The following is a 23,669-nucleotide window of genomic DNA, read 5'->3' on the forward strand; positions in this document are numbered from 1 at the left end:
GGCCGACAGGCTTACTGGTTATTCTGGCGACCCAGAAAGCGCGGGATGTTCAGCGGCGGCGCATCGGTGCCGTCATCGCCATCCTCGTCATCACTGCGGGCGCCGCCGCGCGACAGGCTCGACATGCGCTCGAACAGCGTGCCGCCGCCGGTTGCCACGCGCGGAGCCTTGGCGGCAGGCGCAGCGGCTTCTGCAGCAGGAGCAGCAGCCACGGGCGCCGACTCGTCCACCGGATCCATGCTGGCGGTATCGAGCAGCAGTTCGTCGCCCTCCGATGCGGCATCGGCATCATCGAGCGACTGCGCGGCCACGCCCAGATCCAGCGTTTCGGCGGCATCGGCCGCCACGGGAGCAGGCGTTGCAGCAAAGGATGGCGCAGGAGCCGGGGCCGGAGCAGGTGCGGGCGCAGGCGCCGCTACCGGCGCGGTGAAGCTGCGCGTGCCGCCCTGAGCCAGCGAAAACGGACGCGAGTCTTCAGTGTTGTGCAGGGCCTCGCCATCGATTCCGGTGGCAACCACCGACACGCGGATCTTGCCTTCCAGATCGGGGTTGAACGCGCTGCCCCAGATGATGTTGGCGTCCGGATCGACCAGTTCCTTGATGTGGTTGGCCGCTTCGTCGACTTCCATCAGGCGCATGTCGTCGCCGCCGGTGATCGAGACGATGACGCCCTTGGCGCCCTTCATCGAAACGCCGTCGAGCAGCGGGTTGGCGATTGCGCGTTCGGCAGCTTCCAGAGCGCGACCATCGCCCTCGGCTTCACCGGTGCCCATCATCGCCTTGCCCATCTCGCGCATCACCGAACGGATATCGGCAAAGTCGAGGTTGATGAGGCCGGGGTTGACGATCAGGTCGGTGATCGAGCGCACGCCCTGCTGCAGCACTTCGTCGGCAAGCTGGAAGGCTTCCTTGAAGGTGGTGTTGGGGTTGGCGACCAGGAACAGGTTCTGGTTGGGGATGACGATCAGCGTGTCGACGTTCTTCTGCAGCTCGGCGATACCCGCTTCAGCGGCGCGCATGCGGCGCGTGCCTTCGAAGGTGAACGGCTTGGTGACGACGCCGACGGTGAGGATGCCGCGATCGCGCGCAGCCTTGGCCACCACCGGCGCTGCTCCGGTGCCGGTGCCGCCGCCCATGCCCGCAGCGATGAAGCACATGTGCGTGCCCTCGAGGATCGCCTCGATGTCGCCGACGGTTTCTTCCGCCGCCGCGCGGCCGACTTCGGGACGCGATCCGGCGCCCAGGCCCTGGGTGACATCGGGGCCAAGCTGGATGCGCTGTTCGGCAGTCGACGAGTTGAGCGCCTGCGCATCGGTGTTGGCGACGATGAAGTCGACGCCTTCCACATGCGCCGCGATCATGTTGGCAATTGCGTTGCCGCCTGCGCCGCCGATGCCGATCACCGCGATCCGCGGACGCAGTTCATCGACGGTGGGCGGTCCAATGGTGATGCTCATGCCTTAATTCTCCCCTGCTTCATAAATTTGAAGCAAATTACAAAGTGCACATTGCACAGATTGATTCGCGAATTCACGTAAAAAATCGGGTTTTTCCACCACTTCGTGCGTATCGTTGCGCCATTGGTCGCTCATCGTCAGAAATTGCCGACCAATGCCCGCCACAGACGCTGCAATACCGCCGCACCCGAATGGCGATGAACCTGCTGATAGCTCGACGCAATGCTGCGAATGTCCACCGGCTCGTCAGCCGCGAACAGCGCGAGCCCGGCCAGCGTCGAAAAGGCAGGGCCCGCATGCGCGTCCGGAAGACCCGCCAGCCCCGAAGGCCGCCCGATCCGCACCGTGCGGCCCAGCGCCACCTGCATGTGATCGGCCAGCCCGCGCAGCTCCGCACACCCGCCGGTGAGCACGATCCGCTGCCCCTGCGCGCCGGTAAAGCCCAGCTCCTTCAGTCCCTTGGTGATCTCTCCGATCAGATAATCGAGTGGCTGGCGGATGACCGATACCAGTTGCGCGCGGCTGATCGAATGCTTGTCGTCGGGCGCGCGGGCGCCTGCGCCCACCAGCTTGCTGTCCTCTTCGGGCAGGCGCAGGTCGATCATGTCGTGGTTGTCGCGCGGCGAGGACGTAGCCGCGCCGTGGAAGCACTTGATCCGCTCGGCCTCGGCCCGGCGCAGCCCGAAGGCGGACGCGATCGCATCGGTGATGTCCGCGCCGCCAAAGGGAATGGTGAACAGCCCGACCAGCATGCCGCCGGCGTACAGCGAGATGTTGGTGACCGCCGCGCCCATTTCGATCAGCGCGACGCCCAGCTCGCGCTCTTCCTCGCCCAGGCACGCGGTGCCCGCCGCGATCGGCGCGGCAACGATGCCGCTGACGCCGAGATATGCCGCCGCCACGGTCTGGTCGATGTTGCGCACCGGCGCCCCATCGGCGAACACCACGTGGATATCGACGCCCAGCCGCTCGGCGTGCAGCCCGATCGGCTTCTTGACCCCGGTCGCGCCGTCGAGCGTGTAAAGCGCAGGTTGCGCGTGCAGCACCATGCGCCCGCCCGGCTGGATCGTTTCGCGCCCGGCGGCGAGCAGGTGATCGACGTCATCCTCGTCGATACGGCCCCCGCCCAGATCTATCTCGACCCGCGCGATCGTACTGGTGAGCCCGCCCGAGGTGCAGCTGACATGAACATGATCGATGTTCAGCCCGGCGATCCGCTCGGCCTGCTCGACCGCTTCGCGCACTGCAAGCTCGGTCGCCTGCATGTCGGTGATATAGCCGCGCTTGACCCCATCGCTCGCCCTCTGCCCGGTGCCCAGCACCAGCAGCTCGCCCGCATCGGTGCGCCCGACGATCATCGCGCAGACCTTGGACGAGCCGATGTCGAGCGCGCCGAAGGTCTTTTCGATCCGGGGCACGGCCGCGCCGCCCTTGCGGGGCTTGCCGCCGCTCATTGCGCTGCCGATGCGATCGCATCGCCTTCGGGTTTGGTGGGGTTGCGGGGTTTGCGCAAGTAAGCGCGTTCGGGATCGCGCAGATCGAAATAGGTCACGCCCTTGCCGAGCAGCCGGTTGACCCCATCCATCCGCGCAAAGTTGATCAGCGCGGCTTCGGACAGGTCCTCGCCCTCGGGAAGTGCCAGCACCTCGCCCGTGTGGAAGGTCAGGTTCCAGCGGCGGTTGCCGACCCATTCGGCCTCCTTGACCTGCGGGGTCAGCGCGGGCGCTGCATCGAGCAGTTCGGTAAGGTCGCCGATCTTCGCATTGGCGCGCTTGCCGACGATCCGCAGCATTTTGGGATCGATCTGGCCGGGGCTTGGCTCGAGCGCGACGCCTTCGGCATCGACCAGCATCACCTTGCCGCGATCCTCCCACACCGCCAGTGGCTCGCGCTCGACGATATCGACGATCAGCGTATCGGGCAGCTGGCGCGAGATTCGCGCATCGGCGATCCAGCTGAACCGGGTGAGTTCGCGGCGGAGCTCTTCCAGATCGACCTGCGGCATCGACCGGTCCTTCTGCGCCAGCACGATTTCGTAGACCTTGAGCTCGTTCATCTTGTCGACGTTGCGCACCTCGACCTTCTTGACCTCGAAGCCCGCGCGCCCGGCGGCCAGCGCCATCTCTTCCTGCACCATGCCGGGCAGGCCCATGAACTGCGCGGTGATGACCCCGGCCAGCGCCAGCAGCCCCAGCACGCCGATGGTCGCGGCCTTCTGCAGCTGGTCTTCGTTGAACGGCAGCCGCGCCAGCGCGGCGTTGGTGCGCGATCTTTGCGCGGTGCGCGGCTTGGCGCGGGTCGCGCCCCGTTTGGCCGATGTGCCGCGTTTAATCCGTGTCGTCATGCCGGGTGCCCCCCAATGCGCTTTCCACGATAATCTCAACCAGATCGGCATAGCTGATGCCGATATGTGCCGCCTGTTCGGGAACCAGGCTGAGAGATGTCATACCCGGCTGTGTGTTGACTTCGAGCAGGAACAGCCCGTCCACACCCTTCTCGTCATCCCAGCGGAAGTCCGAGCGCGATGCGCCCTTGCATCCCAGGATGTTGTGCGCGCGCAGTGCCAGGTCCATGCACAGCGCCGCGATATCCTCGGGGATGTCGGCAGGGCAGATGTGCAGCGTCAGGCCGTCGGTATACTTGGCATCATAGTCGTAGAAGCCCGACTTGGTCTGCAGCTCGGTGACGCCCAATGCCCGGTCGCCCAGCACGGCAGTGGTCAGCTCGCGGCCCTTGATGAAAGGTTCGGCGAGCAGCTCGTCGAATTCCTGCCATGGTCCCACGGCATCGCGCGCAATCGGGTCACCATAATTGCTGTCCGCCTTGACGATGGCGACACCGACCGACGAGCCTTCGTTGACGGGCTTGAGCACATAAGGCCGCGGCAGCGGGTCGCCGGTGTAGAGGCTTTCAGAGCGTACGATGTGCCCGCCGGGCATCGGAATGCCGTGCGGCAGCAGCGCCTGCTTGGTCAGCACCTTGTCGATCGCGATCACCGAGGTGGCCATGCCAGAGTGCGTGTACGGGATCTGCATCAGATCGAGCATGCCCTGCACGCTGCCATCCTCGCCCGGTGTACCGTGCAGCGCGTTGAACACCAGATCGGGGCGGATGCCGGCGAGCACCGCGGCGACATTGCGATCCATGTCGACGCGGGTCACGGTATGCCCGCGCGATTCCAGCGCCTTGGCGACGCCCTCGCCGCTCATCAGCGACACCTCGCGTTCGGCCGACCAGCCGCCCATCAGCACGGCGATATGGAGCTTGGGGAGAGTCATGCTACGGGGCTCCCTATCCGCTGGATTTCCCATTCCAGCTCGACGCCCGATTGCGCCTTCACGCGGGAGCGCACTTCCTCGCCCAGCGCTTCGATGTCGGCGCTGGTGGCGGTGCCGGTGTTGATCAGGAAGTTGGTGTGCTTCTCGCTCACCTGCGCGCCGCCGATCTGCAAGCCACGGCACCCAGCCTGATCGACCAGCTGCCAAGCCTTGTGGCCTTCGGGGTTCTTGAAGGTCGACCCGCCGGTCTTGCTACGCAGCGGCTGGCTGGCCTCGCGCGAGGCGGCGATGCGGTCCATCTCGGCCTGGATCGCGGCAGGCTCGGCGCGCGATCCGGTGAAGGTCGCGCCGATCACGATCGCGCCTTCGGGAAGCTCCGAATGGCGATAGGTATAATGCAAGTCGGCGAGCGCCAGCGTGCGCCGCGAACCATCGCGCAGCACCACGTCGCAATCGATCAGGATGTCCTTGACCTCGCGCCCATAGGCGCCGCCGTTCATCCGCACGAAGCCTCCGACGGTGCCGGGGATCGAGCGCAGGAATTCAAGCCCGCCGATGCCACCATCACGCGCGGTGGAGGAGACGAGGATGCCCGAGGCCCCTGCCCCGCAGCGCAGCGTCAGGTCGCCGGTGCGCTGAACCTGCGCAAACGCCTTGCCCAGCCGCACGACGACACCGGGCACGCCGCCATCGCGCACGATCAGGTTCGATCCCAGCCCCAAAGCCATCACGGGGATGGAAGGGTCGAGAGCTGCCAGAAACTCGGCCAGATCATCGGCATCCTTCGGTTCGAACAGCCAGTCGGCCGCGCCCCCGGTCTTGAACCACAGCAATGGAGCCAGCGGCGCATGCGCCGTCAGCCTGCCTGCCACTGCCGGCATTGTTTCTATCGAGGCGGCGGCTGCCGTCATTTAACGCCCCAGATCGACAGCCAGCTCTTCACCGCGCGCTGCTGCGCATTCGCGGCATCGCGCATCGCCGAGGCACCATCCACGGACTTCTTCCACGCCTCGAGCGCCTTCTGCCCCGCCTGCATCTGCTGGCGCTGGGCATCGATCATCTGCTTTTGCATGTCGATCATCCAGTCGAACGGCGTGCTCATGCTGCCACTCTCCGCGCACTGATCGCGTCGGCGAGCCCTGCCGCCCATTTGGTGATGTCGCCCGCGCCCAGGCAGATGACCATGTCGCCATCCTGCGCCTCGGCGGCCAGCAGATCGGCCAACTCTTCGGGGCCACTGATCGTGCGGGCCTGGCGGTGGCCGCGTGCCTTGAGGCCGCTTGCCAGCGCTTCGGCGCTGACGCCCTCGACCGGGTCCTCGCCCGCCGCATAGACCGGCGCGACATAGACGATGTCGGCATCGTTGAACGCCTGCTGGAACTCGTCCATCAGATCGCCCAGCCGCGAATAGCGGTGCGGCTGGACCACCGCGATGATCCGGTTCTGCACGCCCTCACGCGCGGCGGCCAACACCGCGCGAATTTCGACCGGGTGGTGGCCGTAATCGTCGATGATCGTCACGCCGTCCACGATGCCGACATTGGTGAAGCGCCGCTTGACCCCGCCGAACTGGGCAAAACCGGTGATGATGTCGCTGTCCTGCATGCCCATCTGCAAGCCGACCGCGATTGCGGCGATCGCATTCTGAACATTGTGGCGGCCCGGCATCGGCATTTCGATGCCCGAGATCTGCCGGGTCGATCCATCGCGCTCGCGCACGGTGACGTCGAAGCGGTTGCCGCCGGGAATCGAGACGACATTGTCGCCGCGAATATCGGCCTGCGCGGAAAAACCGTAGGTCACGATCCGCCGGTCCTTGACCCGCGGCAGGATCGCCTGGACCTCGGGGTGATCGAGGCACAGGATCGCCGCGCCATAGAACGGCACGTTCTGCACGAACTCGACGAACGCATCCTTGACCGCGTCGAAGCTGCCGTAATGGTCGAGATGTTCGGGATCGATGTTGGTGACCACCGCGATCGTGCCGTCGAGCCGCAGGAAGCTGCCATCGCTTTCATCAGCCTCGACCACCATCCACTCGCTCGCACCCAGGCGGGCATTCGAGCCGTAGCTGTTGATGATGCCGCCGTTGATCACCGTGGGGTCGATGCCGCCCGCATCGAGCATGGCCGCGATCATCGAGGTGGTCGTGGTCTTGCCGTGCGTGCCCGCCACCGCGACGGTGGATTTCAGCCGCATCAGCTCGGCGAGCATTTCCGCGCGGCGCACCACGGGGACGCGCGTTTCCAGCGCAAGATCGACCTCGGGATTGCCGCGCTTGATCGCAGTGGAGGTGACCACCACGGCAGCATCGCCCAGGTTCTCCGCCTTGTGGCCGATCATCACCTTGATGCCGCGCTTGCGCAGGCCCTCGATGACATAGCCCTCGGCGATGTCGGACCCTTGAACCTTGTAGCCCAGATTGTGCATCACTTCGGCGATCCCGGACATGCCGATGCCGCCGATGCCGATGAAATGGATGGTCCCGATGTCGACTCCGACGCCCTTCATGCTTCTGCTCTTTCCGTATCGCGTGCGAGTGCTTCGCCGCCGATCGCGTGTCCCTTGGCGGCAGGCGCCACCCGGATCACATCGACCAATGGCGCACCGCCAAAACTTTCCACCAGATCGGCCAGATCACGCACCGCGTGCGGATAGCCGCATTTGTGCGCGGCCAGCGCGGCGTTCTCGAGCGCGTGCGGGTCAAGCGCCATCTTCTGGATCTGCTTGGCCAGCTCCTTGGGCGTGAACGCCTCCTGCCGGATCGAGCGCGCACCGCCGGCCTTGACCATCTCGCGCGCATTGGCGGTCTGGTGGTCGTCGGTGGCGATCGGCAGCGGCACCAGGATTGCTGGCCTGCCCGCCGCAGTCAGTTCGGCAATCGTCGAGGCGCCGGCGCGGCCGATGAACAGGTGCGACCAGCCCAATTTCTCGGGCAGGTCGTTCATATAGGTGGCGAGTTCGGCCGGGATGCCATGCTCGGCATATTTGGCGCGAACGCCTTCGATGTCCTCTTCGCGGCACTGCTGGACGACCTGCAGGCGGCGGCGCAGATTGACCGGCAGCATCGCAAGGCCGTCGGGCACCACTTCGGAGAGCACTCGCGCGCCCTGGCTTCCGCCGGTGACGAGCACGCGGAACACGCCGTCCTCGAGCAGCGGCGGATAGTTCTGCCCACGCAGTTCCAGCACCTCTTCGCGCACCGGATTGCCCACGACATGCACGCGGTCGGCATGTTTGGGGTTGAGCCGGTCGACCTGCTTGTAGGCGGTGGCGATCGCGTTGACCCGCCCCGCCATGAAGCGGTTGACCCGGCCCAGCACCGCGTTCTGCTCGTGGATCACTGTGGGGATCCCGGCCTTCTGCGCCGCCAGCAACGTGGGCAGCGCAGGATAGCCGCCAAAGCCCACGACCGCGGTCGGCTGGAAGGTCTCGAACAGGTTGAGCGCCATATTGCGCCCCGCCCAGATGCCCTTCATGCCCTTGAGCCAGCCCAAAGGCCCGCCCGCGATCCGGCCCGGCGGCAGGATGTGCACCTGATCGCCTTCGAAGATCCCCGGAATTTTCGCGCCGCGCTCATCGGTCACCAGCGCGATGTGGTGCCCGCGCTGCTGCAACTCGCGCGCGAGCGCAAAGGCGGGGATCAGGTGTCCGCCGGTGCCGCCTGCGGCCAGCACATAATGGCGCGATACATTCATCCTCGGCTCCAGTCCTGACCGAGCAAAGTGCGGTCTTCGAACGGGTTACGCCGGGTCAGCGACAACAGCAATCCCGCGCCGATGCCCAGCGCGATCATCGACGATCCGCCATAGCTGATAAACGGCAGCGTCATGCCCTTGGAGGGGAACAGTTGCAGGTTCACCGCGATGTTGATGAACGCCTGACCGCCCAGCTGCGCGGTGAGGCCAGCCACGGCCATGATGGTGAACAGGTCGCGTTCCTCGAGCAGCCGCATGCAGATGCGCGCGATGATCGCGAAATAGACGAGCGCGATCGCCGCGCAGGCGAGCAGGCCGAATTCCTCGCCGATGACGGAGAAGATATAGTCGGTGTGCGCCTCGGGCAGGTTGAACTTGTGCGTGCCCAGCCCTGGGCCGGTGCCGATGAGCCCGCCGCCGGTGAGCGTCTTGTGGGCGAACATGACATGGTCATATTCGCCCGCGCCGAACAGCCAGCCGTTGATGCGCTGGGTGGCGACCGGATAGAAGAAATAGGCGGCGGTCATGCCGACCGCGCCCAGCCCGACGCCGCCAGCGACCACCTGCATCGGCAGCCCGGCCAGCAGCATCAGCGTGAACCAGATGCCGATGAACATGATCGTCTGGCCGAGATCCGGCTGGCGCATCAGCAGCATGGCGATGCACAACGTGATCGCCGCCGAGAGCTTGAGCACCGGCAGGCTGGGGTCCTTGACCCTCAGCGAGATGATCCAGCCCATGGTCACCGCATAGGCAGGCTTGAGGAATTCCGAGGGCTGGATGCCGATGCCGTAACCGATCCAGCGCTTGGCGCCGTTGACCGTGTTGCCCATGATCGGCACCAGCATCAGCAGCACGAAGCAGATGCACGCCATGATGATCGCCAGCCGCCGCGCCTCGCGCTTGGGCAGCATTGAGACCACGAACATGAAGCCCAGGCTGACGATGACCCAGCCCAATTGCCGATAGAAGAAATAGAGCGGGCTCAGCGTTTCGGTCGCGGTCGAGAGCCGCCGCGCGCTGGCGGGCGATGCCGCCTGCACCGCGATCAGCCCGATGGCGATCAGCATCATGATCAGCGCCAGCAGCACGCGGTCGAGTTCCCAGAACCAGATCGCCAGCTGCGAGCGGTCGCTGCGGCCCAGGCGGCGGCTGAGATTGCGCGGCAACTTGTAGGCGCGCGGGCCTGCCTGTGCGGCAGCGGGAGCGGTTGCAGCCAGATCGCTCATTGCGCGACATCCTTGTGCTGGTTGACATCCTGGGCGATCAACGCGTCGACGATCTGGCGGAAGCAGTCGCCACGCGCTTCGAAATCGCGGAACTGGTCGAACGAGGCGCAGGCCGGGGAAAGCAGAACGACGTCACCCGCTGCCGCATTGTCCATCGCGCTGCGCACGGCATTGGCCATCATTTCGGCGCGGGTCACCGGCATCACCTTTTCGAGCTGATCGGCAAACACCGGACCCGCCTCGCCGATGGTGTAGGCGTGGACGACATGGCCGAAATGCTCGGCGCATTCATCGAGGCTGTCACCCTTGGGCAGACCGCCGACGATCCAGTGGATCCGTGCGAATGCGCCCAGCGCAGGCGCGGTGGAGGCCGGGTTGGTCGCCTTGCTGTCGTTGACATACACCACGCCGCGATGCTCGGCGACGCGCTCCATGCGGTGCGGCAGGCTGGAATAGGTGGCGAGCGAGCGGCGCGTCTGCGCCTCGTCGAGCCCGAGCGCATGAGCCACGCCCAGCGCGACGGCAATGTTCTGCGCATTGTGCGGCCCCTGCAGGCTGGGCCAGGCGGCCTGATCACCTGCCGGGATGTCGCTCGCATGCACCTCGAGCGGCGCTGCCAGCGTGGCGGCGATCGCGCGCGTCGGCTCGTCATCGGTGGCGATCACCGCGACATGGGCGTCGCTCTGCATGCTGAACAGCCGCGCCTTGGCGGCGCAATATCCGGCAAAGCCGTCATAGCGATCGAGATGGTCGGGGGTGATGTTGAGCAGCACCGCGACATCGCAATCGAGGCTGAAGGTCAGGTCGATCTGATAGCTCGACAGCTCGAGCACATAGACCCCGGTGCCAGCCTCATTGGGCGAGAGCGGCGGCTGCGACAGGATCGGCAGGCCGATATTGCCGCCCATGATCGTCGGCACCCCCGCCTCGCGCAGGATGTGGTGGATCAGCGCGGTGGTGGTCGACTTGCCATTGGTCCCGGTGATGCCGACCACGCGGTGCGGCGGCAGGCTAGTACGGGCAAGCGCGAACAGCTCGATATCGCCGATGATCGGGACATCGGCGGCGCGGGCACGATCTGCCACCGGGTGTCGGTTCAGCGGCACGCCGGGCGAAACGATCAGGCCGTCGAACCCTGCCAGGTCGATTTCCATCGGATCGCCGATCACCACATCGGGATGGTTGGCGATCGCGGTCTCGCGCGCTTCCTCGCGATTGTCCCACACGGTGCACTGCGCGCCCGATGCCATCAGCGCATCGAGCGTCGCCAGACCCGAGCGTGCCAGCCCGAGGATGCAATAGCGTTTCGCGGCAAAGGCGGGAGAGACGATCAACGAATCTTCAACGTCGCAAGACCGGCGAGCGCCAGCACCAGAGCGATGATCCAGAAGCGGATCACCACGGTCGATTCAGGCCAGCCCAATTGCTCGAAATGGTGATGGATCGGCGCCATGCGGAACACGCGCTTGCCGGTGCGCTTGAAGAAGAACACCTGGATGATCACCGACATGGCTTCGACCACGAACAGTCCGCCGACGATGCCCAGCACGATCTCGTGGTGCGATGCGACCGCGATCGCGCCCAGTGCTCCGCCCAGTGCCAGCGATCCGGTGTCACCCATGAACACGGCAGCGGGCGGAGCGTTGAACCACAGGAAGGCAAGGCACGCGCCGATGATGCACCCGCAATAGATCGCCAGTTCGCCCGCGCCCGGAACATGCGGGATGCCCAGATACGCGGCGAACTTGGCGTTGCCGACCATATAGACGATCAGCAGGAAGGTGAGGCTGGCGATGATCACCGGGAAGGTCGCGAGTCCGTCGAGCCCGTCGGTGAGGTTCACCGCATTGCCGAACGCGACAATCGTGAACGCGGCAAAGGGGATATAGAACAGGCCAAGGTCGAACGGCGGGTAGTTGATGAACGGCACGTAGAGCAGCGTTCCGGTCTCACGCAGGATAATCCAGCTGGCAACGCCTGCGATGATGAATTCGCCCAGCAGCCGCACCCGGCCCGATACGCCCTTGTGGCTGGCCTTGCGCACCTTGTCGAAGTCATCGAGAAACCCGATCAGGCCGAAACCCAGCGTCACGGCAAGGCACGCCCAGACGAACACGTTACTGAGGTCCATCCACAGCAACACCGAAATGCTGAGCGAAATGAGGATCATCAGCCCGCCCATGGTCGGCGTGCCGCGCTTGGCGAGGTGGGTCTGCGGCCCGTCGGTGCGGATCGGCTGGCCCTTGCCCTGGCGCATGCGCAGCATCAGGATGAAGCGCGGACCGATGATCAGCCCGATCAGCAGCGCGGTGACGATTGCCGCCCCAGAGCGGAAGCTCAGATAGCGGATGAGGTTCAGCGGCCCCTCGAAATCCAGATATTGCGCGAGAAGATACAGCATCAAACCCCCTTCTGCGCCAAAGCGCCGCCTGCTGGCGGCTGTGCCAGCGCGCGCACCAGCGCAGATAACCCCACGGAATTGGACCCCTTGACGAGCACGGCATCGCCATCGGCCAGTTGTGCCCGCAGCGCTGCAAGCGCCGCGTCGGCGGCGGGCACATGCGCGATTGTTCCGTGCCACTCAAGCGAATTGCTGAGCGCATCGGCAAGGGGTGCCATTTCATCGCCGACCAGAATGACCGAGGCGATATCGGCCGCGATCACCGGCGCGGCGAGCGCGGCGTGATAATGATCCGACGTTTCCCCCATCTCCTTCATCGCGCCGAGCACCGCGATGCGGCGCGGCGCGGGCTCCTTGGCCAATTGCGCGAGCGTGGCGGCCATCGATGCCGGATTGGCGTTGTACGCCTCATCGATCAGCAGCGCTTCGCCGCCATCGGGAGTCGCAATCGTCAGCCGTTCGCCACGACCTGCAAGCCCGGGCAGGTTGGCGAGCGCCAGGCCGGCGATGGCAAGGTCGCCGCCCGCGGCCTCGATCGCGGCCATCACTGCCAGCGCATTCATCACCCAGTGCTCGCCGGGGGCAGCGATGCGGAAGCACAGCCGGGCCTCGCCGATCTGGGCGGTGACCAGCGATCCGCCTTCGATCGCGGCGATGCTGTCGATCAGCCGCGCTTCGCTGTCGGGCTGGCTGCCGAAGCGGATGATCGTGTCGGTGCAAGCGCGGGCTGCGGCATGCAGGCGCGCGAAATGGCGGTTGTCATGCGGCAGGATGGCGGTGCCGCCCGGCTCCAGCCCCTGGAAGATCTCGGCCTTGGCATCGGCGATGCCTTCCTCGCCATTGGCGAAATTGCCGATGTGTGCAGGCGCGATGGTTGTGATGATCGCGATGTGCGGGCGGACGATCCGGGTCAGCTCGGCGAGCTCGCCTGCATGGTTCATCCCCATCTCGAACACGCCGAAGCGCGCGTCGCGCGGCATCCGGGCGAGGCTCAACGGGACGCCGACATGGTTGTTGTAACTCTTGACCGAGCGATGCGCGCTGCCCGGCGCCATCCGATCGAGCGCGTGGAACAGCGCCTCCTTGGTGCCGGTCTTGCCCGCAGAGCCGGTGACGCCGATGATCATGGCCTGGCTGCGGTCACGCGCGGCGCGGCCCAAAGCGGTGAGCGCGGCGGCGCTATCGGCCACCAGCACGTGGGGGTGGTCGATCGGCTGCTCGGTAATCACGCCAGCAGCGCCAGCCGCCACCGCGCGGTCGATGAACTTGTGCCCGTCGGTTGCCTCGCCGCGCATCGCGATGAACAGGTCACCCGGCACGATCTCGCGCGAGTCGAACGCCACGCCGGTGACGGCAAAGTCGGCAGATGCCGTGCCGCCGGTCGCCGCTGCGATTTCGGATGAGGTCCAGAGGCTCATCATGCCGCGCACTCCCGCGCAACCTGAACATCGTCGAATGGAAGCACGCGGTCTCCCACGATCTGGCCCTGCTCGTGGCCCTTGCCCGCGAGCAGCACGATATCGTCGGCGCCCGCCATCGCCACCGCTGCGGCAATCGCCTCGCGGCGTCCGCCGATCTCGGTTGCATTGGGTGCTGCCGCCATGATCGCGGTGCGGATGGTGGCCGGGTCCTCGGACCGCGGATTGTCGTCGGTGACGATTACCACATCGGACAGGTCGCTGGCCACCTTGCCCATTTGCGGGCGCTTGCCGGTGTCGCGGTCTCCGCCTGCGCCGAACAATGTGATCAGCCGGCCGCTGACATGCGGACGCAGCGCCTCGATCGCGGCTTGCAGGCCGTCTGGGGTGTGGGCATAATCGACATAGACCGGAGCGCCCGCGCGGGTGATTACCGCGCGCTCGAGCCGGCCGCGCACCGGCTGCAACCGGCCCATATGATCGAACACCTGCCTGGGGTCGCCACCGGCGGCGATGACGATGCCTGCCGAGACCAGAGCATTGGCAGCCTGATAGGCGCCGATCAGCGGCAAGTTGACCTTCATTTCCTTGCCATCATGCGAAAGCACGAGGAGCTGGCCAAGCTGGGTCGGGGTGCGGCTGACAAGGCGGATACCCTCGCCCGCGCTGCCCACGGTGAACAGGTCGAGCCCGCGCGCCTTTGCCCGGTCGATCACGCGTGCCGACCATTCGTCGTCTGCCCAGACGACAAAGCTGCCATTGTCGGCCACGACCTCATCGATCAGTCGCATCTTGGCCTCGAAATAGGCCTCCATCGTGCCATGATAATCGAGGTGATCGCGGCTGAGATTGGTGAAGGCGCCGACCTGCACCGGCAGGCCTTCGGTGCGGTATTGCGACAGGCCGTGGCTTGATGCCTCGAAGATCGCATGCGTCACGCCCTCGCGCGCGAGGCCGGACATGTTGCCCAGAAAAGTGACGATATCGGGGGTGGTGAGCCCGGTGGACGTCTGGTCGACCGAAGTGGTCACCCCCAGAGTGCCGATCGATGCGGCGTTGTGCCCTGCCATCCGCCACAGCTGGCGGGTCATCTCGGCCGTCGAGGTCTTGCCGTTGGTGCCGGTGACGGCGGCGACGTGCGCGGGAACGGGGGTGAAGAAGCGCGCGGCGATTTGCGCGAAGGCGCGGCGCGGCTGGGCATCGGCGATGTGGATCGCGCCGTTGACGACCGCATCGGGCGCGGCGACGATGGCAACGGCGCCGGCGGCGACCGCATCGGCGATAAAATCCTCACCGTTGAAGCGCGCACCGGCAAAGGCGCCGAACACGGTGCCCGGGGCAACCTTGCGGTGATCGATGGCAAATCCGGTGACTGTCTGCGCGGCATCCTGATCCGACAGGCCGGGAGCCAGTTCACCCAAATTCATTTCCGTGCCCTTTGTTCGACCCTGTAAATTCCTGCCTCCTCTATGTCTGCCCCGCGCAGATGCAAGACCCCTGCTGCGCACCGGATTGTATAATTGCCTATGCCGGGTCGTCCGCCCCGCCCTTTGCCCCGGCCCTGACCGGCGCCTTCCACAGCAGCGGCATCAGTTCGGAGACATCGACATCGCGCCGGTCATCGGGGATGATCCCGAGCATCGGACCGATCCGCGGGACCAGCCGCGCCACCACCGGCGCTGCCGTCCAGCCGGCGGTGCGCTGGAACGAGGAGGCCGAGTTGCCCGCGGGCTCGTCGATCATGATCAGCACCACGAAGCGCGGCGCATCCATCGGGAAGACGGCCGCGAAGGTCGCGACCACCGAACTGCGCTTGTAGCCGCCAGCACCCGGTTTTTCAGCGGAGCCTGTCTTGCCGCCGACGCGAAAGCCGGGAGCCTCGGCCTTGCGACCGGTGCCATCGCGCACGATCATGCGCAGCAGCTGGTTCATCCGCGCGCTGGTCGATGCCTTGAACACCCGCTCGCCGCGCGGCACGTCGCTTGGTTTCAGCTTCATCAGCGTTGCGGGCCGATAGACCCCACCATTGACCATTGCGGCATAAGCGCTGGCCAGGTGCAGCGGGCTCACCGCGATGCCATGGCCATAGCTGACGGTCATGTTGGTCAGCCGACCCCAGCTTGCGGGCCACAATGGCTTGACGGTTTCGCGCAGGTTGATCTGTGCGGGCCGGTCGAAGTGCAGCTTGCGCATCACTGCCTGCAGCCGCTCGGGGCCCAGCTCGTCAGCGATCTGCGCGGTGACGATGTTCGAGCTGTGCACCAGCGTTTCGGGGACGTTGAGCCAGCGGCCTGACGAGTGCGAGTCGCGGATCTGGAAGCCTGCGACCTTGAGCGGGCGGCTGGCATCGTAGCGGCGCGACAGGTTGGTCACCGTGCCCGCATCGATCGCAGCGGCGACGGTGAGCGGCTTGAAGGTCGATCCCAGCTCGAAGAAGCGATAGGTGACCTGATTGGCCTCGAACGCCGCGCTGCTGGCGTCGAACTGGTTGGGGTTGAAGCTGGGCAGCGAGGTCATCGCCATCACCTCGCCGGTCTCCACGTCGAGCACGACGCCAGCGGCCGCCTTGGCATCATAGGATTTCATCGCGCGGCCAAGCTCGTCCTCGAGCGCGGCCTGCACCCGGATATCGACAGACAGCGCCGAAGGCGTCAGCCGCTTCTTGGGATCGATCAGCTCGGCATCCAGCGCGCGCTCCATGCCGGAGACGCCATGGCCATCGGGGTGGACATAGCCCAGCACGTGCGCTGCCAGCTGCAGCTGCGGATAGAAGCGTTCCTTCTCGCGCGGAAATTCGATCCCGACCTCGCCCAGCGCGTGGACGCGGTTGACCTCTTCGGGCACCGCGCGGTGACGCAGATAGGTCGGCTTGTTGCGGCTGAGCAGATCGAGGAAGCGCTGCTCGCTGGTATCGGGGAAGATCTGCGCCAGCTTGCCCGCCAGCACCTTGCGGTCGCCGATCAGCCGTTCGGGCACCACACGGACGGCATAACCATCGATCGTGCGCGCGAGCGGTACGCCGTTGCGGTCGACGATATCGCCCCGGCCCGGATCGACCAGGGCAGAGCGCGTGGCGGCCTGCGCCTGTTCGCCGAAGACGCCGATAAAGGTCAGCCGCAGCAGGATCGCACCGACGCCGATACCGAACAGGGCGAGCACCGCGACCAGCCGCACCTGCGCGGTCAGCGTCATGTGCTGCCGCTTGCTGGCCAGGCGAACCCTGTGGCTGCCGGATGCGAGCGCGGTCATTGGCCCCCCGTCTTCTTGAGTTCGGCGTCCGCCTGCTTGTTGATCCGGTCGAGCAGCCTGTCATCGAGCAGGCGGCGGCCTTGGGTCCGGCTCTCGGCCTTGCCTGGCTCGCCAAGCGCGGCCTTGGGAGATGTCGTCGCTGCGGTCGCCGCGCGCGCCGGACTGATGATCGCGACGCTCGCCGAGACCGACAGCGGCTCGGGAGTCTTGACGGTGGCGGCGGCAAGCTGTGCCGGCTTGATCGCGGCGGGCTCGGCCTGCGGCTTGATCGTCATGGCCGCCACGCGCACCGGCTTGTCGAGCTCGCGCATCTCGTCGCCCAGATTGGCCAGCTCGCGCTCGCCATCCAGATACTGCGCGGCGCTGGGCGCCTCATAGCCATATTCCAGGTCGTTCCACATCGCCAGCTGGCTGAGGCTGGCGCGGGTGGCGAACTCGGTTTCCAGATAGCGCAGCTCGGCGCGCGTGCGCAGGATCTCGCGCTCGGTGCGGGTCAGGTCGCTGCGCAGCGTCGCGACGCTCAGCGACAGCGGATACAGTGCGATCGCGACGATGAAAATCAGCGCGATCCAGCCGATAGTCTTGAGGCGCTTGACTGCCAGGATCATGCCGCACGCCTTTCCGCATCATCGTGCGCGCCCCAGGCCGGAGCCTCGCTGCGCACCGCGACCCGCAAGGTGGCCGAACGCGCGCGGGGGTTACGCGCGCATTCGGCCTCGCCCGCCCGGGTCGGCCTGGCGGGTTTTTCGAAACTGGGGGCCCGGCGCTGGCCGGACAGATCGGGAAGGTGACGCGAGCCGGCGCCCTCGCTGCCGCTGCGCAGCTTCAGGAAGCGCTTGACGATGCGGTCTTCGAGGCTGTGGAAGCTGACCACGGCAAGACGTCCGCCCGGCGCAAGCATCGCCTCGGCAGCGACAAGCCCCTCGCGCAGCTCGTCAAGCTCGCCGTTCACGTGGATGCGGATCGCCTGGAAGGTGCGGGTCGCAGGATCCTTGGGCGCGCCGGGCCGGTAGCCCAGCGCCTTGCGGACGACCGCGGCCAGTTCGAGCGTGCGCTCGAGCGGACGCGCAGCCACGATCGCGCGGGCGATGCGGCGCGACTGGCGTTCCTCGCCATACAGATAGAGTATGTCGGCGATGTCCGCCTCGTCGGCGGTATTGATGAAATCGGCAGCGCTCAGGCCATCCTGCCCCATGCGCATGTCGAGCGGGCCATCCGACTGGAACGAAAAGCCGCGGCCTGCCTGATCGAGCTGCATCGACGACACGCCGATATCGAACACGATGCCATCGACCTGGGTCACCCCTGCGGCGCGCAGCACCTGTGCGAGCTGCGAGAAGCGCGCCGCATGGAACGCGAATTTGCCATCGCTTTCGGCAATCAGCGCCTCGCCTGCCGGGACCGCATCGGGATCGCGGTCAAGACCATGGACGGTCGCGCCAGCGGCCAGCATGGCACGGCTGTATCCGCCCGCGCCGAAGGTCGCATCGACATGCACTTCGCCCGGCGCAATCGCGAGGCCTTCGAGCACCTCGGCGAGCAGCACGGGGACGTGCGGAGCATCATTGGTCTCGACCGAAGGGGTTTCACGGCGCGCCATCAGGCCTTGCCCCCCAGCTCGTCCATCATGAACCTTGCGATATACTGCTGCGAGGCCAGGCGGGGGTCATCCATCGCCAGCAGATGCTCGACACCCCAGATGCTGAAATCAGTGCCGTTGCCGCTGAAGAAGACGTGCTTGTCGATCCGCGCCATCGCGACGAGCAACTTGGGCAGGATCAGGCGACCGCTGCCGTCGAAGGTAATGCGGAAAGTGGTGTTGAAACGCGGTCCGCCGAACAGCTCGGTGCGAAACTCCTCGCCCTGTTCGCTGGCGAGCTGCTCGCGGTGCTGCATCTGGGCGAGCAGCGAATCGAGGCGGGCGGTGCCGCAGCCCTGCAGGCACTGGCCTTCGGCGTTGAAGCTGAGCACGGCGACGCTCTCGCCCTTGCTGCCGTAGATCAGGGGGTTTCGAAAGTTGGCCGGAATGGCCATCCGGCCCTTGGGGTCGATGGTCGTCAGTGCAGAACCGAGAAAGGCACTGATTTCCGCCACTTGTTAATCGAACCCCTTGTGCCGCGCCGTTGCGTCTTCCCTGACCGTTTCGGGGGTCTTGTTCTGCCTGTCCGACATGCATGACCCCGCCCGGCGAGCCGGAACTGGGTAAAGCCGCCTCCCCCCACCGCGCACGAGCGCTGCAGGCCGGTCAGACATGACAAATGGTTTGAACCCCGATTAAGGATATCCATAACAGGGGCGATTTGGGGATGGAAGGGTTTTTTTGGGGTTAGCGCGGCATATTGCGGGGCAATACTTCAATTTCGGGACGAGCCGAAGGTACCGCAGACCGGCTTGTCATGACGTGTCCTTGGCCAACACCTCGCTGATCAGCCCGGCAACGAAGCGACGGTTGAAAACTCCCGACTCGGCAGAATCGCTGATCATGCGAGGGTCGAGCAGGTCGGCATCGGCAACCAGTATCGCCCGCCCCTCGCCCGGCCGGCACCGCGCGACATGACCCTGCGCATCGATGCGGCAGGCGGCGTCCCCAATTTTCCCCGGCAAAACCTCAAAAATCCCCGGATGCACCAGAACGGCCCCAGAGGGCTGCAACCGAACCGATTCGGTTTCGAGGTCGACGAGGCCAAGCCCCCAGTGTCTGAGCAGCGGCGAGATCAGGCTGGTGCGCTGCGGCCCCAGCGGATCGGCAAGGCCCTGGCCACCGGGCCATTCCAGCAGCGGATCGGCAAACAGCAACAGCCTGCCACCCCCGCGGACATAGCCATCGAGCGCCACCAGCGCTTCGGGCGGCAGGGCGCGCGGCTGCACCAGCACGACGAGGTCCGCCTTTTCCAGCGTCTGGTCGTCCAGCGCATCGGCGACCACCAGATCGTGCGCAGATTTGAGGGCATCGTGCAGCGGGTGCGGCCTGCTCTGCCCGGCGAGCATGGCCTGCATGTCGACGCCATCGCCATGGACAAGCGGCAGGCTGCTCATCAGCACGACCCGCATCCTGGGCGCATCGGGAACGAGCGCCGCCGTTCGTTCGGCGGTGCGCGGATTGTCGGCATCGCCGCCCGGGGCTGCCGAACAGCCGCTCGCCACCGCAAGGACTGCGGATGCAGCGAGCGCGCGAGCGATCACGGCTGGGGTGCGGGCGCGGTGCCGGACTGGGGATTGGGCTGCAATTCGCCGACCACCGGGGTCTGGCCGCCAACGCTGTGCTGCGCGCCCTCTGCGGGCAGATCGGGGACCACGCCCAGATCGACCAAGGGTTCGCTGGCGGCGGGCGCCTGCACCACAGGCGGTGCGGCCGATTCAAGCGTGCCCGGCGGGGTCGCGGCGACATCCTCGACGGCAACCTCGCCGCCTGCGCGCTGGAGCAGCATGTCGGCGAGCGCGACCATCACCAGCACCGCGAAGATTCCGGCAATGCCGATCTGCAGGCGGTGCATGATGGGGTTGCCCCCCGGGGTACGTGCAATGTTGCGGGCTTTTTCAGCGACCATGCGGGGCAATATAGGTCAATCCGCGAGCCAGGGGAAGACCGGCAATCCCTTGGCGCGCAGCCACTCGGGATTATACAGCGTCGACAGATAGCGAAAGCCGGTGTCGCACAGGATCGTGACAACACGCGATCCGGGCCCGAGCGTCCGCCCAAGTTCCACCGCGCCTGCGACATTGATCCCCGACGACAGCCCCAGGCACAGCCCCTCTTCCTTGAGCAGCCGCTGCACCCAGTACAGCCCGACTTCGTCCGAAATGCGGAACTGGGTGTCGATCGGCGCATCTTCGAGGTTGCCGGTGATGCGGCCCTGTCCGATGCCTTCTGCGACCGAAGAACCTTCGGCCTTGAGCTCGCCGTTGGCGTAATAATTGAACAGCGCCGCGCCGTGCGGATCGGTGAGCGCGATGGTCACCTTCTCGTCCTTGGCCTTGAGCCCCATGCCGACGCCCGCGATCGTGCCGCCGGTGCCCGCCGCGCAGGTGAAACCGTCGATGCGGCCTTCCATCTGCGCCCAGATTTCTTCTGCCGTTCCCTCGATATGCGCGCGGCGGTTGGCGATATTGTCGAACTGCTGCGCCCACACCGCGCCCGGCGTTTCCTCGGCCAGACGGCGCGAGGTGTGGACGAAATGACCGGGGTTGGAATAGGGCGCGGCCGGCACCAGAACCAGCTCGGCCCCCAGCGCGCGCAAGGTGTCCATCTTTTCCTTGGACTGGGTCTCGGGCATGACGATGATGGTCTTGTAGCCCTTTGCGTTGGCCACCAGCGCAATGCCGATGCCGGTGTTGCCCGCCGTCCCTTCGACGATCGTGCCGCCGGGCAGCAATGTGCCGCGCTCTTCTGCATCGCGCACGATGTACAGCGCGGCGCGGTCCTTTACCGAAGCGCCGGGATTGGCATATTCGCATTTGCCGAAAATGTCGCAGCCTGCGGCCTCGCTGGGGCCGGCAAGACGAACGAGCGGGGTGTTGCCGATCAGGTCGAGGGTGGTGGCTGTGGTGGTCATGTCGGGGTAGATAGGCCCGCGTCCGCGCAGCGGCAAGCCAGTTGCTGCACAGGTGCGCTGCAAGGGGTCCGGCATGCTGCTCGGCGCCGGACCCCTCGCTTCAGCGCAAGGTCAGTCGCGATCCGCCGCCACGGGGGCAGATGCCGCAGCGGTGGTGACCGGGAAACCGCGCCGCTTGAGCAGCGCGTTGACGTCCGGATCACGGCCACGGAAGGCACGATACGCCTCGACCCGTTCGGTCTCGTTGCCGGTCGACAGCAGGGTCTTGCGGAAGCGGTCCGCGATCTCGCGGTTCCACACATCGCCCGATTCCTCGAACGCCGCCCAGGTATCGGCATCCATCGTCTCGGACCAAAGATAGCTGTAATAACCTGCCGAATAGCTGTCCGACGAGAACAGGTGGCCGAATTGCGGCAGGCGGTGCCGCATCACCAGTTCCGACGGCATGCCGATTTCGTCCAGCGTCGCCTTCTCGAACGCGCGCGGATCGGCGACCGGATCGGTGCGGAAGTGCAGCTTCATGTCGACGATCGCCGATGCCAGATACTCGACCGTGGAAAAGCCCTGGTTGAAGGTCTCGCTGGCGTTGATCTTCTTGACCAGTTCGGCGGGGATCGCCTTGCCGGTCTTGTAGTGCGTGGCATAGTTCTCGAGGATATACGGCGTCAGCAGCCAGTTCTCGTTGACCTGGCTGGGATACTCGACGAAATCACGCGGCGTGCCACGCAGGCCCGGATATTCGATGTCGGTGAGCAGCGAATGCAGCGCATGTCCGAATTCGTGGAACAGCGTCGATGCATCGTCGAGGCTGATCAGCGCAGGCTCGCCCGACGCCGGCTTGACGAAGTTGTTGTTGTTCGATGCGAGCACGTTGCGGTCCCCGCCCAGCCGCTGCTGCGCGCGATACGATGTCGCCCAGGCACCCGAACGCTTGCCGGTGCGCGCATAGGCATCCATGTAGAACAGCCCGACATTTTCACCGGTCAGCTTGTTGGTGACCACATAGGTGGTGACATCGGGGTGGAATACCGGAACCTCGCCGGTGTTTTCCTTGAACTCCAGATCATACAATTTGCCCGCGGCATCGAACATGCCCTGGATCATCTTGGTCAGCTGGAAGTAGGGCTTGATCTCGTTCTGGTCGAGATCGTACTTCGCCTTGCGGACCTTCTCCGAGTAGAAGCGATAGTCCCAGGGCTCAATCTTGAGGCCGGCGCCTTCGGCATCAGCCACCGCCTGCATGTCGGCGACCTCCTGCTTCACCCGGGCGACCGCAGCGGGCCAGACCTTCATCATCAGGTCCATCGCGCGCGCCGGATCCTTGGCCATGGTATCGTCCATCCGCAGATGCGCGTGCGTCTTGAAGCCGAGCAATTCGGCGCGCTGCTGGCGCAGCTTGAGGATCTGCGCGATCGTGGCGTTGGTATCGTTGGCGTCGTTGTTGTCGCCGCGCATGACGTAGGAGCGGTACACCTTCTCGCGCAGCGCACGGTTGGTGGCGTTCTCGAGCACCGGCTGCATCACCGAGCGGGTGTTGACCAGCACCCAGCCATCGACCTTGCGCTCTTGCGCCGCGGACTTGAGCGAGGCGACGAAACTGTCGGGCAGCCCGGCAAGCTCGGCCTGATCGGTGACCACGAGGTACTTTTCCTCATCCGCCTGCAGCTTTTCGTTGAAGGTGGAATAGAGTCCGGCAAGCTGGCCGTTGACCGTGATCAGCTGGGCCTTGGCGGCATCGTCGAGCAGCGCGCCACCACGCACCAGACCGTCATAATCGCGCTCGACCAGCCGCTTCTGCTGGGCGTTGAGGCCCAGCGTTTCGCGGCGATCATAGACCGACTTGATACGCCCCAGGATACGCGGGTCGAGCGTCAGCTGGTTGTAGAACTTGCTGATCTTGGGCGCCCATTCGGCCTGCATCGCGCGGACCTGCTTGTCGGCGAGGTTGCTGGTATAGACGCCCCACATCGCGAACACCCGGTCCATCTTTTCGCCGGTCATCTCGAGCGCGAGGTTGGTGTTCTGGAAGCTGGGCTCGGCGCTGTCGGTCGCAATTGCTTCGAACTCGGCCTTCAACTCGTCCATCGCCGCCTGGATCGCCATCGGAAACGCTTCGGTGCTGACCTTGTCCCAGGGCGGAACGCCTTCGTACGGCCCGGTCCAATCCTGATAGATAAGCTTGGCCTGCGCGTCCGCCGAGGCAGGCGCCGCCTGCTGCGCCATCGCGGGGGCTGCCACACCCATTGCAAGTGCCGATACTGCCATCAGCAGAACTGTCTTCACCATGTCGTTCCCTTTGTTCCTGGCCGCGCCGCAGCCGATCCGGGCCGCGCGGGTTTGGTCGCAAGGGGCAGACGCAAGCCTTGCGCGCCCCATGCCGATGGAG

At 65.9% G+C, this 23,669-nt stretch carries 21 protein-coding genes; all 21 read right to left on the reverse strand.

The window, feature by feature from the left end; all coding sequences use genetic code 11:
• Positions 1-11: 11 nt before the first annotated feature.
• Positions 12-1,457 (reverse strand): cell division protein FtsZ, encoded by a 1,446-nt coding sequence (gene ftsZ, locus BSY18_RS11540; RefSeq protein WP_069050691.1) that lies wholly within the window; start codon positions 1,455-1,457, stop codon positions 12-14.
• Between the two features lie 137 nt (positions 1,458-1,594).
• Positions 1,595-2,911 (reverse strand): cell division protein FtsA, encoded by a 1,317-nt coding sequence (gene ftsA / locus BSY18_RS11545; protein WP_171900222.1) that lies wholly within the window; start codon positions 2,909-2,911, stop codon positions 1,595-1,597.
• A complete protein-coding gene (locus tag BSY18_RS11550) occupies positions 2,908-3,801 on the reverse strand; it encodes a cell division protein FtsQ/DivIB (protein WP_069050692.1) in 894 nt (297 codons plus the stop codon). The genes ftsA and BSY18_RS11550 overlap by 4 nt, the downstream gene beginning before the upstream one ends.
• A complete protein-coding gene (locus tag BSY18_RS11555; protein WP_069050693.1) occupies positions 3,785-4,735 on the reverse strand; it encodes a D-alanine--D-alanine ligase in 951 nt (316 codons plus the stop codon). Before BSY18_RS11555 ends, BSY18_RS11550 begins: the two co-directional genes overlap by 17 nt.
• Positions 4,732-5,646: a UDP-N-acetylmuramate dehydrogenase gene (gene murB / locus BSY18_RS11560; protein ID WP_171900223.1), complete on the reverse strand. Its 915-nt coding sequence runs from the start codon at positions 5,644-5,646 to the stop codon at positions 4,732-4,734. The genes BSY18_RS11555 and murB overlap by 4 nt, the downstream gene beginning before the upstream one ends.
• Positions 5,643-5,837 carry a hypothetical protein gene (locus tag BSY18_RS11565; RefSeq protein ID WP_054134052.1) on the reverse strand — a complete coding sequence of 65 codons (195 nt, stop codon included), beginning with the start codon at positions 5,835-5,837 and terminating at the stop codon, positions 5,643-5,645. The genes murB and BSY18_RS11565 overlap by 4 nt, the downstream gene beginning before the upstream one ends.
• Positions 5,834-7,246, reverse strand: a complete 1,413-nt coding sequence (gene murC, locus BSY18_RS11570) for a UDP-N-acetylmuramate--L-alanine ligase (protein WP_069050695.1) — start codon at positions 7,244-7,246, stop codon at positions 5,834-5,836. The genes BSY18_RS11565 and murC overlap by 4 nt, the downstream gene beginning before the upstream one ends.
• The gene (murG, locus tag BSY18_RS11575; protein WP_054134050.1) at positions 7,243-8,433 is read right to left on the reverse strand and encodes an undecaprenyldiphospho-muramoylpentapeptide beta-N-acetylglucosaminyltransferase; all 1,191 of its coding nucleotides are present in this window, start codon (positions 8,431-8,433) and stop codon (positions 7,243-7,245) included. Before murG ends, murC begins: the two co-directional genes overlap by 4 nt.
• Positions 8,430-9,662 (reverse strand): FtsW/RodA/SpoVE family cell cycle protein, encoded by a 1,233-nt coding sequence (locus BSY18_RS11580; RefSeq protein ID WP_171900224.1) that lies wholly within the window; start codon positions 9,660-9,662, stop codon positions 8,430-8,432. The genes murG and BSY18_RS11580 overlap by 4 nt, the downstream gene beginning before the upstream one ends.
• Positions 9,659-10,996, reverse strand: coding sequence for a UDP-N-acetylmuramoyl-L-alanine--D-glutamate ligase (gene murD, locus BSY18_RS11585; protein WP_069050696.1), 1,338 nt, complete (start codon positions 10,994-10,996; stop codon positions 9,659-9,661). Before murD ends, BSY18_RS11580 begins: the two co-directional genes overlap by 4 nt.
• Complete coding sequence (gene mraY / locus BSY18_RS11590) at positions 10,993-12,063, reverse strand: phospho-N-acetylmuramoyl-pentapeptide-transferase (RefSeq protein ID WP_054134048.1); 1,071 nt, start codon at positions 12,061-12,063, stop codon at positions 10,993-10,995. Before mraY ends, murD begins: the two co-directional genes overlap by 4 nt.
• Complete coding sequence (locus BSY18_RS11595; protein ID WP_069050697.1) at positions 12,063-13,484, reverse strand: UDP-N-acetylmuramoyl-tripeptide--D-alanyl-D-alanine ligase; 1,422 nt, start codon at positions 13,482-13,484, stop codon at positions 12,063-12,065. Before BSY18_RS11595 ends, mraY begins: the two co-directional genes overlap by 1 nt.
• Positions 13,481-14,908, reverse strand: coding sequence for a UDP-N-acetylmuramoyl-L-alanyl-D-glutamate--2,6-diaminopimelate ligase (locus tag BSY18_RS11600; RefSeq protein ID WP_069050698.1), 1,428 nt, complete (start codon positions 14,906-14,908; stop codon positions 13,481-13,483). The genes BSY18_RS11595 and BSY18_RS11600 overlap by 4 nt, the downstream gene beginning before the upstream one ends.
• A 97-nt stretch (positions 14,909-15,005) precedes the next feature.
• Positions 15,006-16,730 (reverse strand): peptidoglycan D,D-transpeptidase FtsI family protein, encoded by a 1,725-nt coding sequence (locus tag BSY18_RS11605; RefSeq protein ID WP_069050699.1) that lies wholly within the window; start codon positions 16,728-16,730, stop codon positions 15,006-15,008.
• Positions 16,727-17,338 (reverse strand): hypothetical protein, encoded by a 612-nt coding sequence (locus BSY18_RS11610; protein WP_069050700.1) that lies wholly within the window; start codon positions 17,336-17,338, stop codon positions 16,727-16,729. The genes BSY18_RS11605 and BSY18_RS11610 overlap by 4 nt, the downstream gene beginning before the upstream one ends.
• Entirely contained in the window at positions 17,335-18,330 is a 996-nt protein-coding gene (rsmH, locus tag BSY18_RS11615; RefSeq protein ID WP_069050701.1) for a 16S rRNA (cytosine(1402)-N(4))-methyltransferase RsmH, read from the reverse strand. Before rsmH ends, BSY18_RS11610 begins: the two co-directional genes overlap by 4 nt.
• Positions 18,330-18,824: a division/cell wall cluster transcriptional repressor MraZ gene (locus BSY18_RS11620; RefSeq protein ID WP_054134043.1), complete on the reverse strand. Its 495-nt coding sequence runs from the start codon at positions 18,822-18,824 to the stop codon at positions 18,330-18,332. The genes rsmH and BSY18_RS11620 overlap by 1 nt, the downstream gene beginning before the upstream one ends.
• A gap of 300 nt (positions 18,825-19,124) precedes the next feature.
• Positions 19,125-19,913 (reverse strand): Gldg family protein, encoded by a 789-nt coding sequence (locus tag BSY18_RS11625; protein WP_069050702.1) that lies wholly within the window; start codon positions 19,911-19,913, stop codon positions 19,125-19,127.
• Positions 19,910-20,224 carry a hypothetical protein gene (locus tag BSY18_RS11630; protein WP_156317958.1) on the reverse strand — a complete coding sequence of 105 codons (315 nt, stop codon included), beginning with the start codon at positions 20,222-20,224 and terminating at the stop codon, positions 19,910-19,912. Before BSY18_RS11630 ends, BSY18_RS11625 begins: the two co-directional genes overlap by 4 nt.
• A 69-nt stretch (positions 20,225-20,293) precedes the next feature.
• The gene (locus BSY18_RS11635; RefSeq protein ID WP_069050703.1) at positions 20,294-21,283 is read right to left on the reverse strand and encodes a cysteine synthase A; all 990 of its coding nucleotides are present in this window, start codon (positions 21,281-21,283) and stop codon (positions 20,294-20,296) included.
• A gap of 111 nt (positions 21,284-21,394) precedes the next feature.
• Positions 21,395-23,569 carry a M3 family metallopeptidase gene (locus tag BSY18_RS11640; RefSeq protein WP_069051883.1) on the reverse strand — a complete coding sequence of 725 codons (2,175 nt, stop codon included), beginning with the start codon at positions 23,567-23,569 and terminating at the stop codon, positions 21,395-21,397.
• Positions 23,570-23,669: the final 100 nt, after the last annotated feature.

The sequence above is a fragment of the Blastomonas sp. RAC04 genome (assembly GCF_001713435.1).
Lineage (GTDB): Bacteria > Pseudomonadota > Alphaproteobacteria > Sphingomonadales > Sphingomonadaceae > Blastomonas > Blastomonas fulva.

What these genes read in the sequence shown, in the direction of transcription:
- ftsA (WP_171900222.1), bottom strand. Translation starts at nt 2,911, where the DNA reads ATGAGCGGCGGCAAGCCCCGCAAGGGCGGCGCGGCCGTGCCCCGGATC.
- murC (WP_069050695.1), bottom strand. Translation starts at nt 7,246, where the DNA reads ATGAAGGGCGTCGGAGTCGACATCGGGACCATCCATTTCATCGGCATC.
- mraY (WP_054134048.1), bottom strand. Translation starts at nt 12,063, where the DNA reads ATGCTGTATCTTCTCGCGCAATATCTGGATTTCGAGGGGCCGCTGAAC.
- murB (WP_171900223.1), bottom strand. Translation starts at nt 5,646, where the DNA reads ATGACGGCAGCCGCCGCCTCGATAGAAACAATGCCGGCAGTGGCAGGC.
- murG (WP_054134050.1), bottom strand. Translation starts at nt 8,433, where the DNA reads ATGAATGTATCGCGCCATTATGTGCTGGCCGCAGGCGGCACCGGCGGA.
- ftsZ (WP_069050691.1), bottom strand. Translation starts at nt 1,457, where the DNA reads ATGAGCATCACCATTGGACCGCCCACCGTCGATGAACTGCGTCCGCGG.
- BSY18_RS11635 (WP_069050703.1), bottom strand. Translation starts at nt 21,283, where the DNA reads ATGACCACCACAGCCACCACCCTCGACCTGATCGGCAACACCCCGCTC.
- BSY18_RS11610 (WP_069050700.1), bottom strand. Translation starts at nt 17,338, where the DNA reads ATGATCCTGGCAGTCAAGCGCCTCAAGACTATCGGCTGGATCGCGCTG.
- BSY18_RS11595 (WP_069050697.1), bottom strand. Translation starts at nt 13,484, where the DNA reads ATGATGAGCCTCTGGACCTCATCCGAAATCGCAGCGGCGACCGGCGGC.
- BSY18_RS11640 (WP_069051883.1), bottom strand. Translation starts at nt 23,569, where the DNA reads ATGGTGAAGACAGTTCTGCTGATGGCAGTATCGGCACTTGCAATGGGT.
- BSY18_RS11565 (WP_054134052.1), bottom strand. Translation starts at nt 5,837, where the DNA reads ATGAGCACGCCGTTCGACTGGATGATCGACATGCAAAAGCAGATGATC.
- BSY18_RS11605 (WP_069050699.1), bottom strand. Translation starts at nt 16,730, where the DNA reads ATGACCGCGCTCGCATCCGGCAGCCACAGGGTTCGCCTGGCCAGCAAG.
- BSY18_RS11580 (WP_171900224.1), bottom strand. Translation starts at nt 9,662, where the DNA reads ATGAGCGATCTGGCTGCAACCGCTCCCGCTGCCGCACAGGCAGGCCCG.
- rsmH (WP_069050701.1), bottom strand. Translation starts at nt 18,330, where the DNA reads ATGGCGCGCCGTGAAACCCCTTCGGTCGAGACCAATGATGCTCCGCAC.
- BSY18_RS11550 (WP_069050692.1), bottom strand. Translation starts at nt 3,801, where the DNA reads ATGACGACACGGATTAAACGCGGCACATCGGCCAAACGGGGCGCGACC.
- BSY18_RS11600 (WP_069050698.1), bottom strand. Translation starts at nt 14,908, where the DNA reads ATGAATTTGGGTGAACTGGCTCCCGGCCTGTCGGATCAGGATGCCGCG.
- BSY18_RS11555 (WP_069050693.1), bottom strand. Translation starts at nt 4,735, where the DNA reads ATGACTCTCCCCAAGCTCCATATCGCCGTGCTGATGGGCGGCTGGTCG.
- BSY18_RS11630 (WP_156317958.1), bottom strand. Translation starts at nt 20,224, where the DNA reads ATGCACCGCCTGCAGATCGGCATTGCCGGAATCTTCGCGGTGCTGGTG.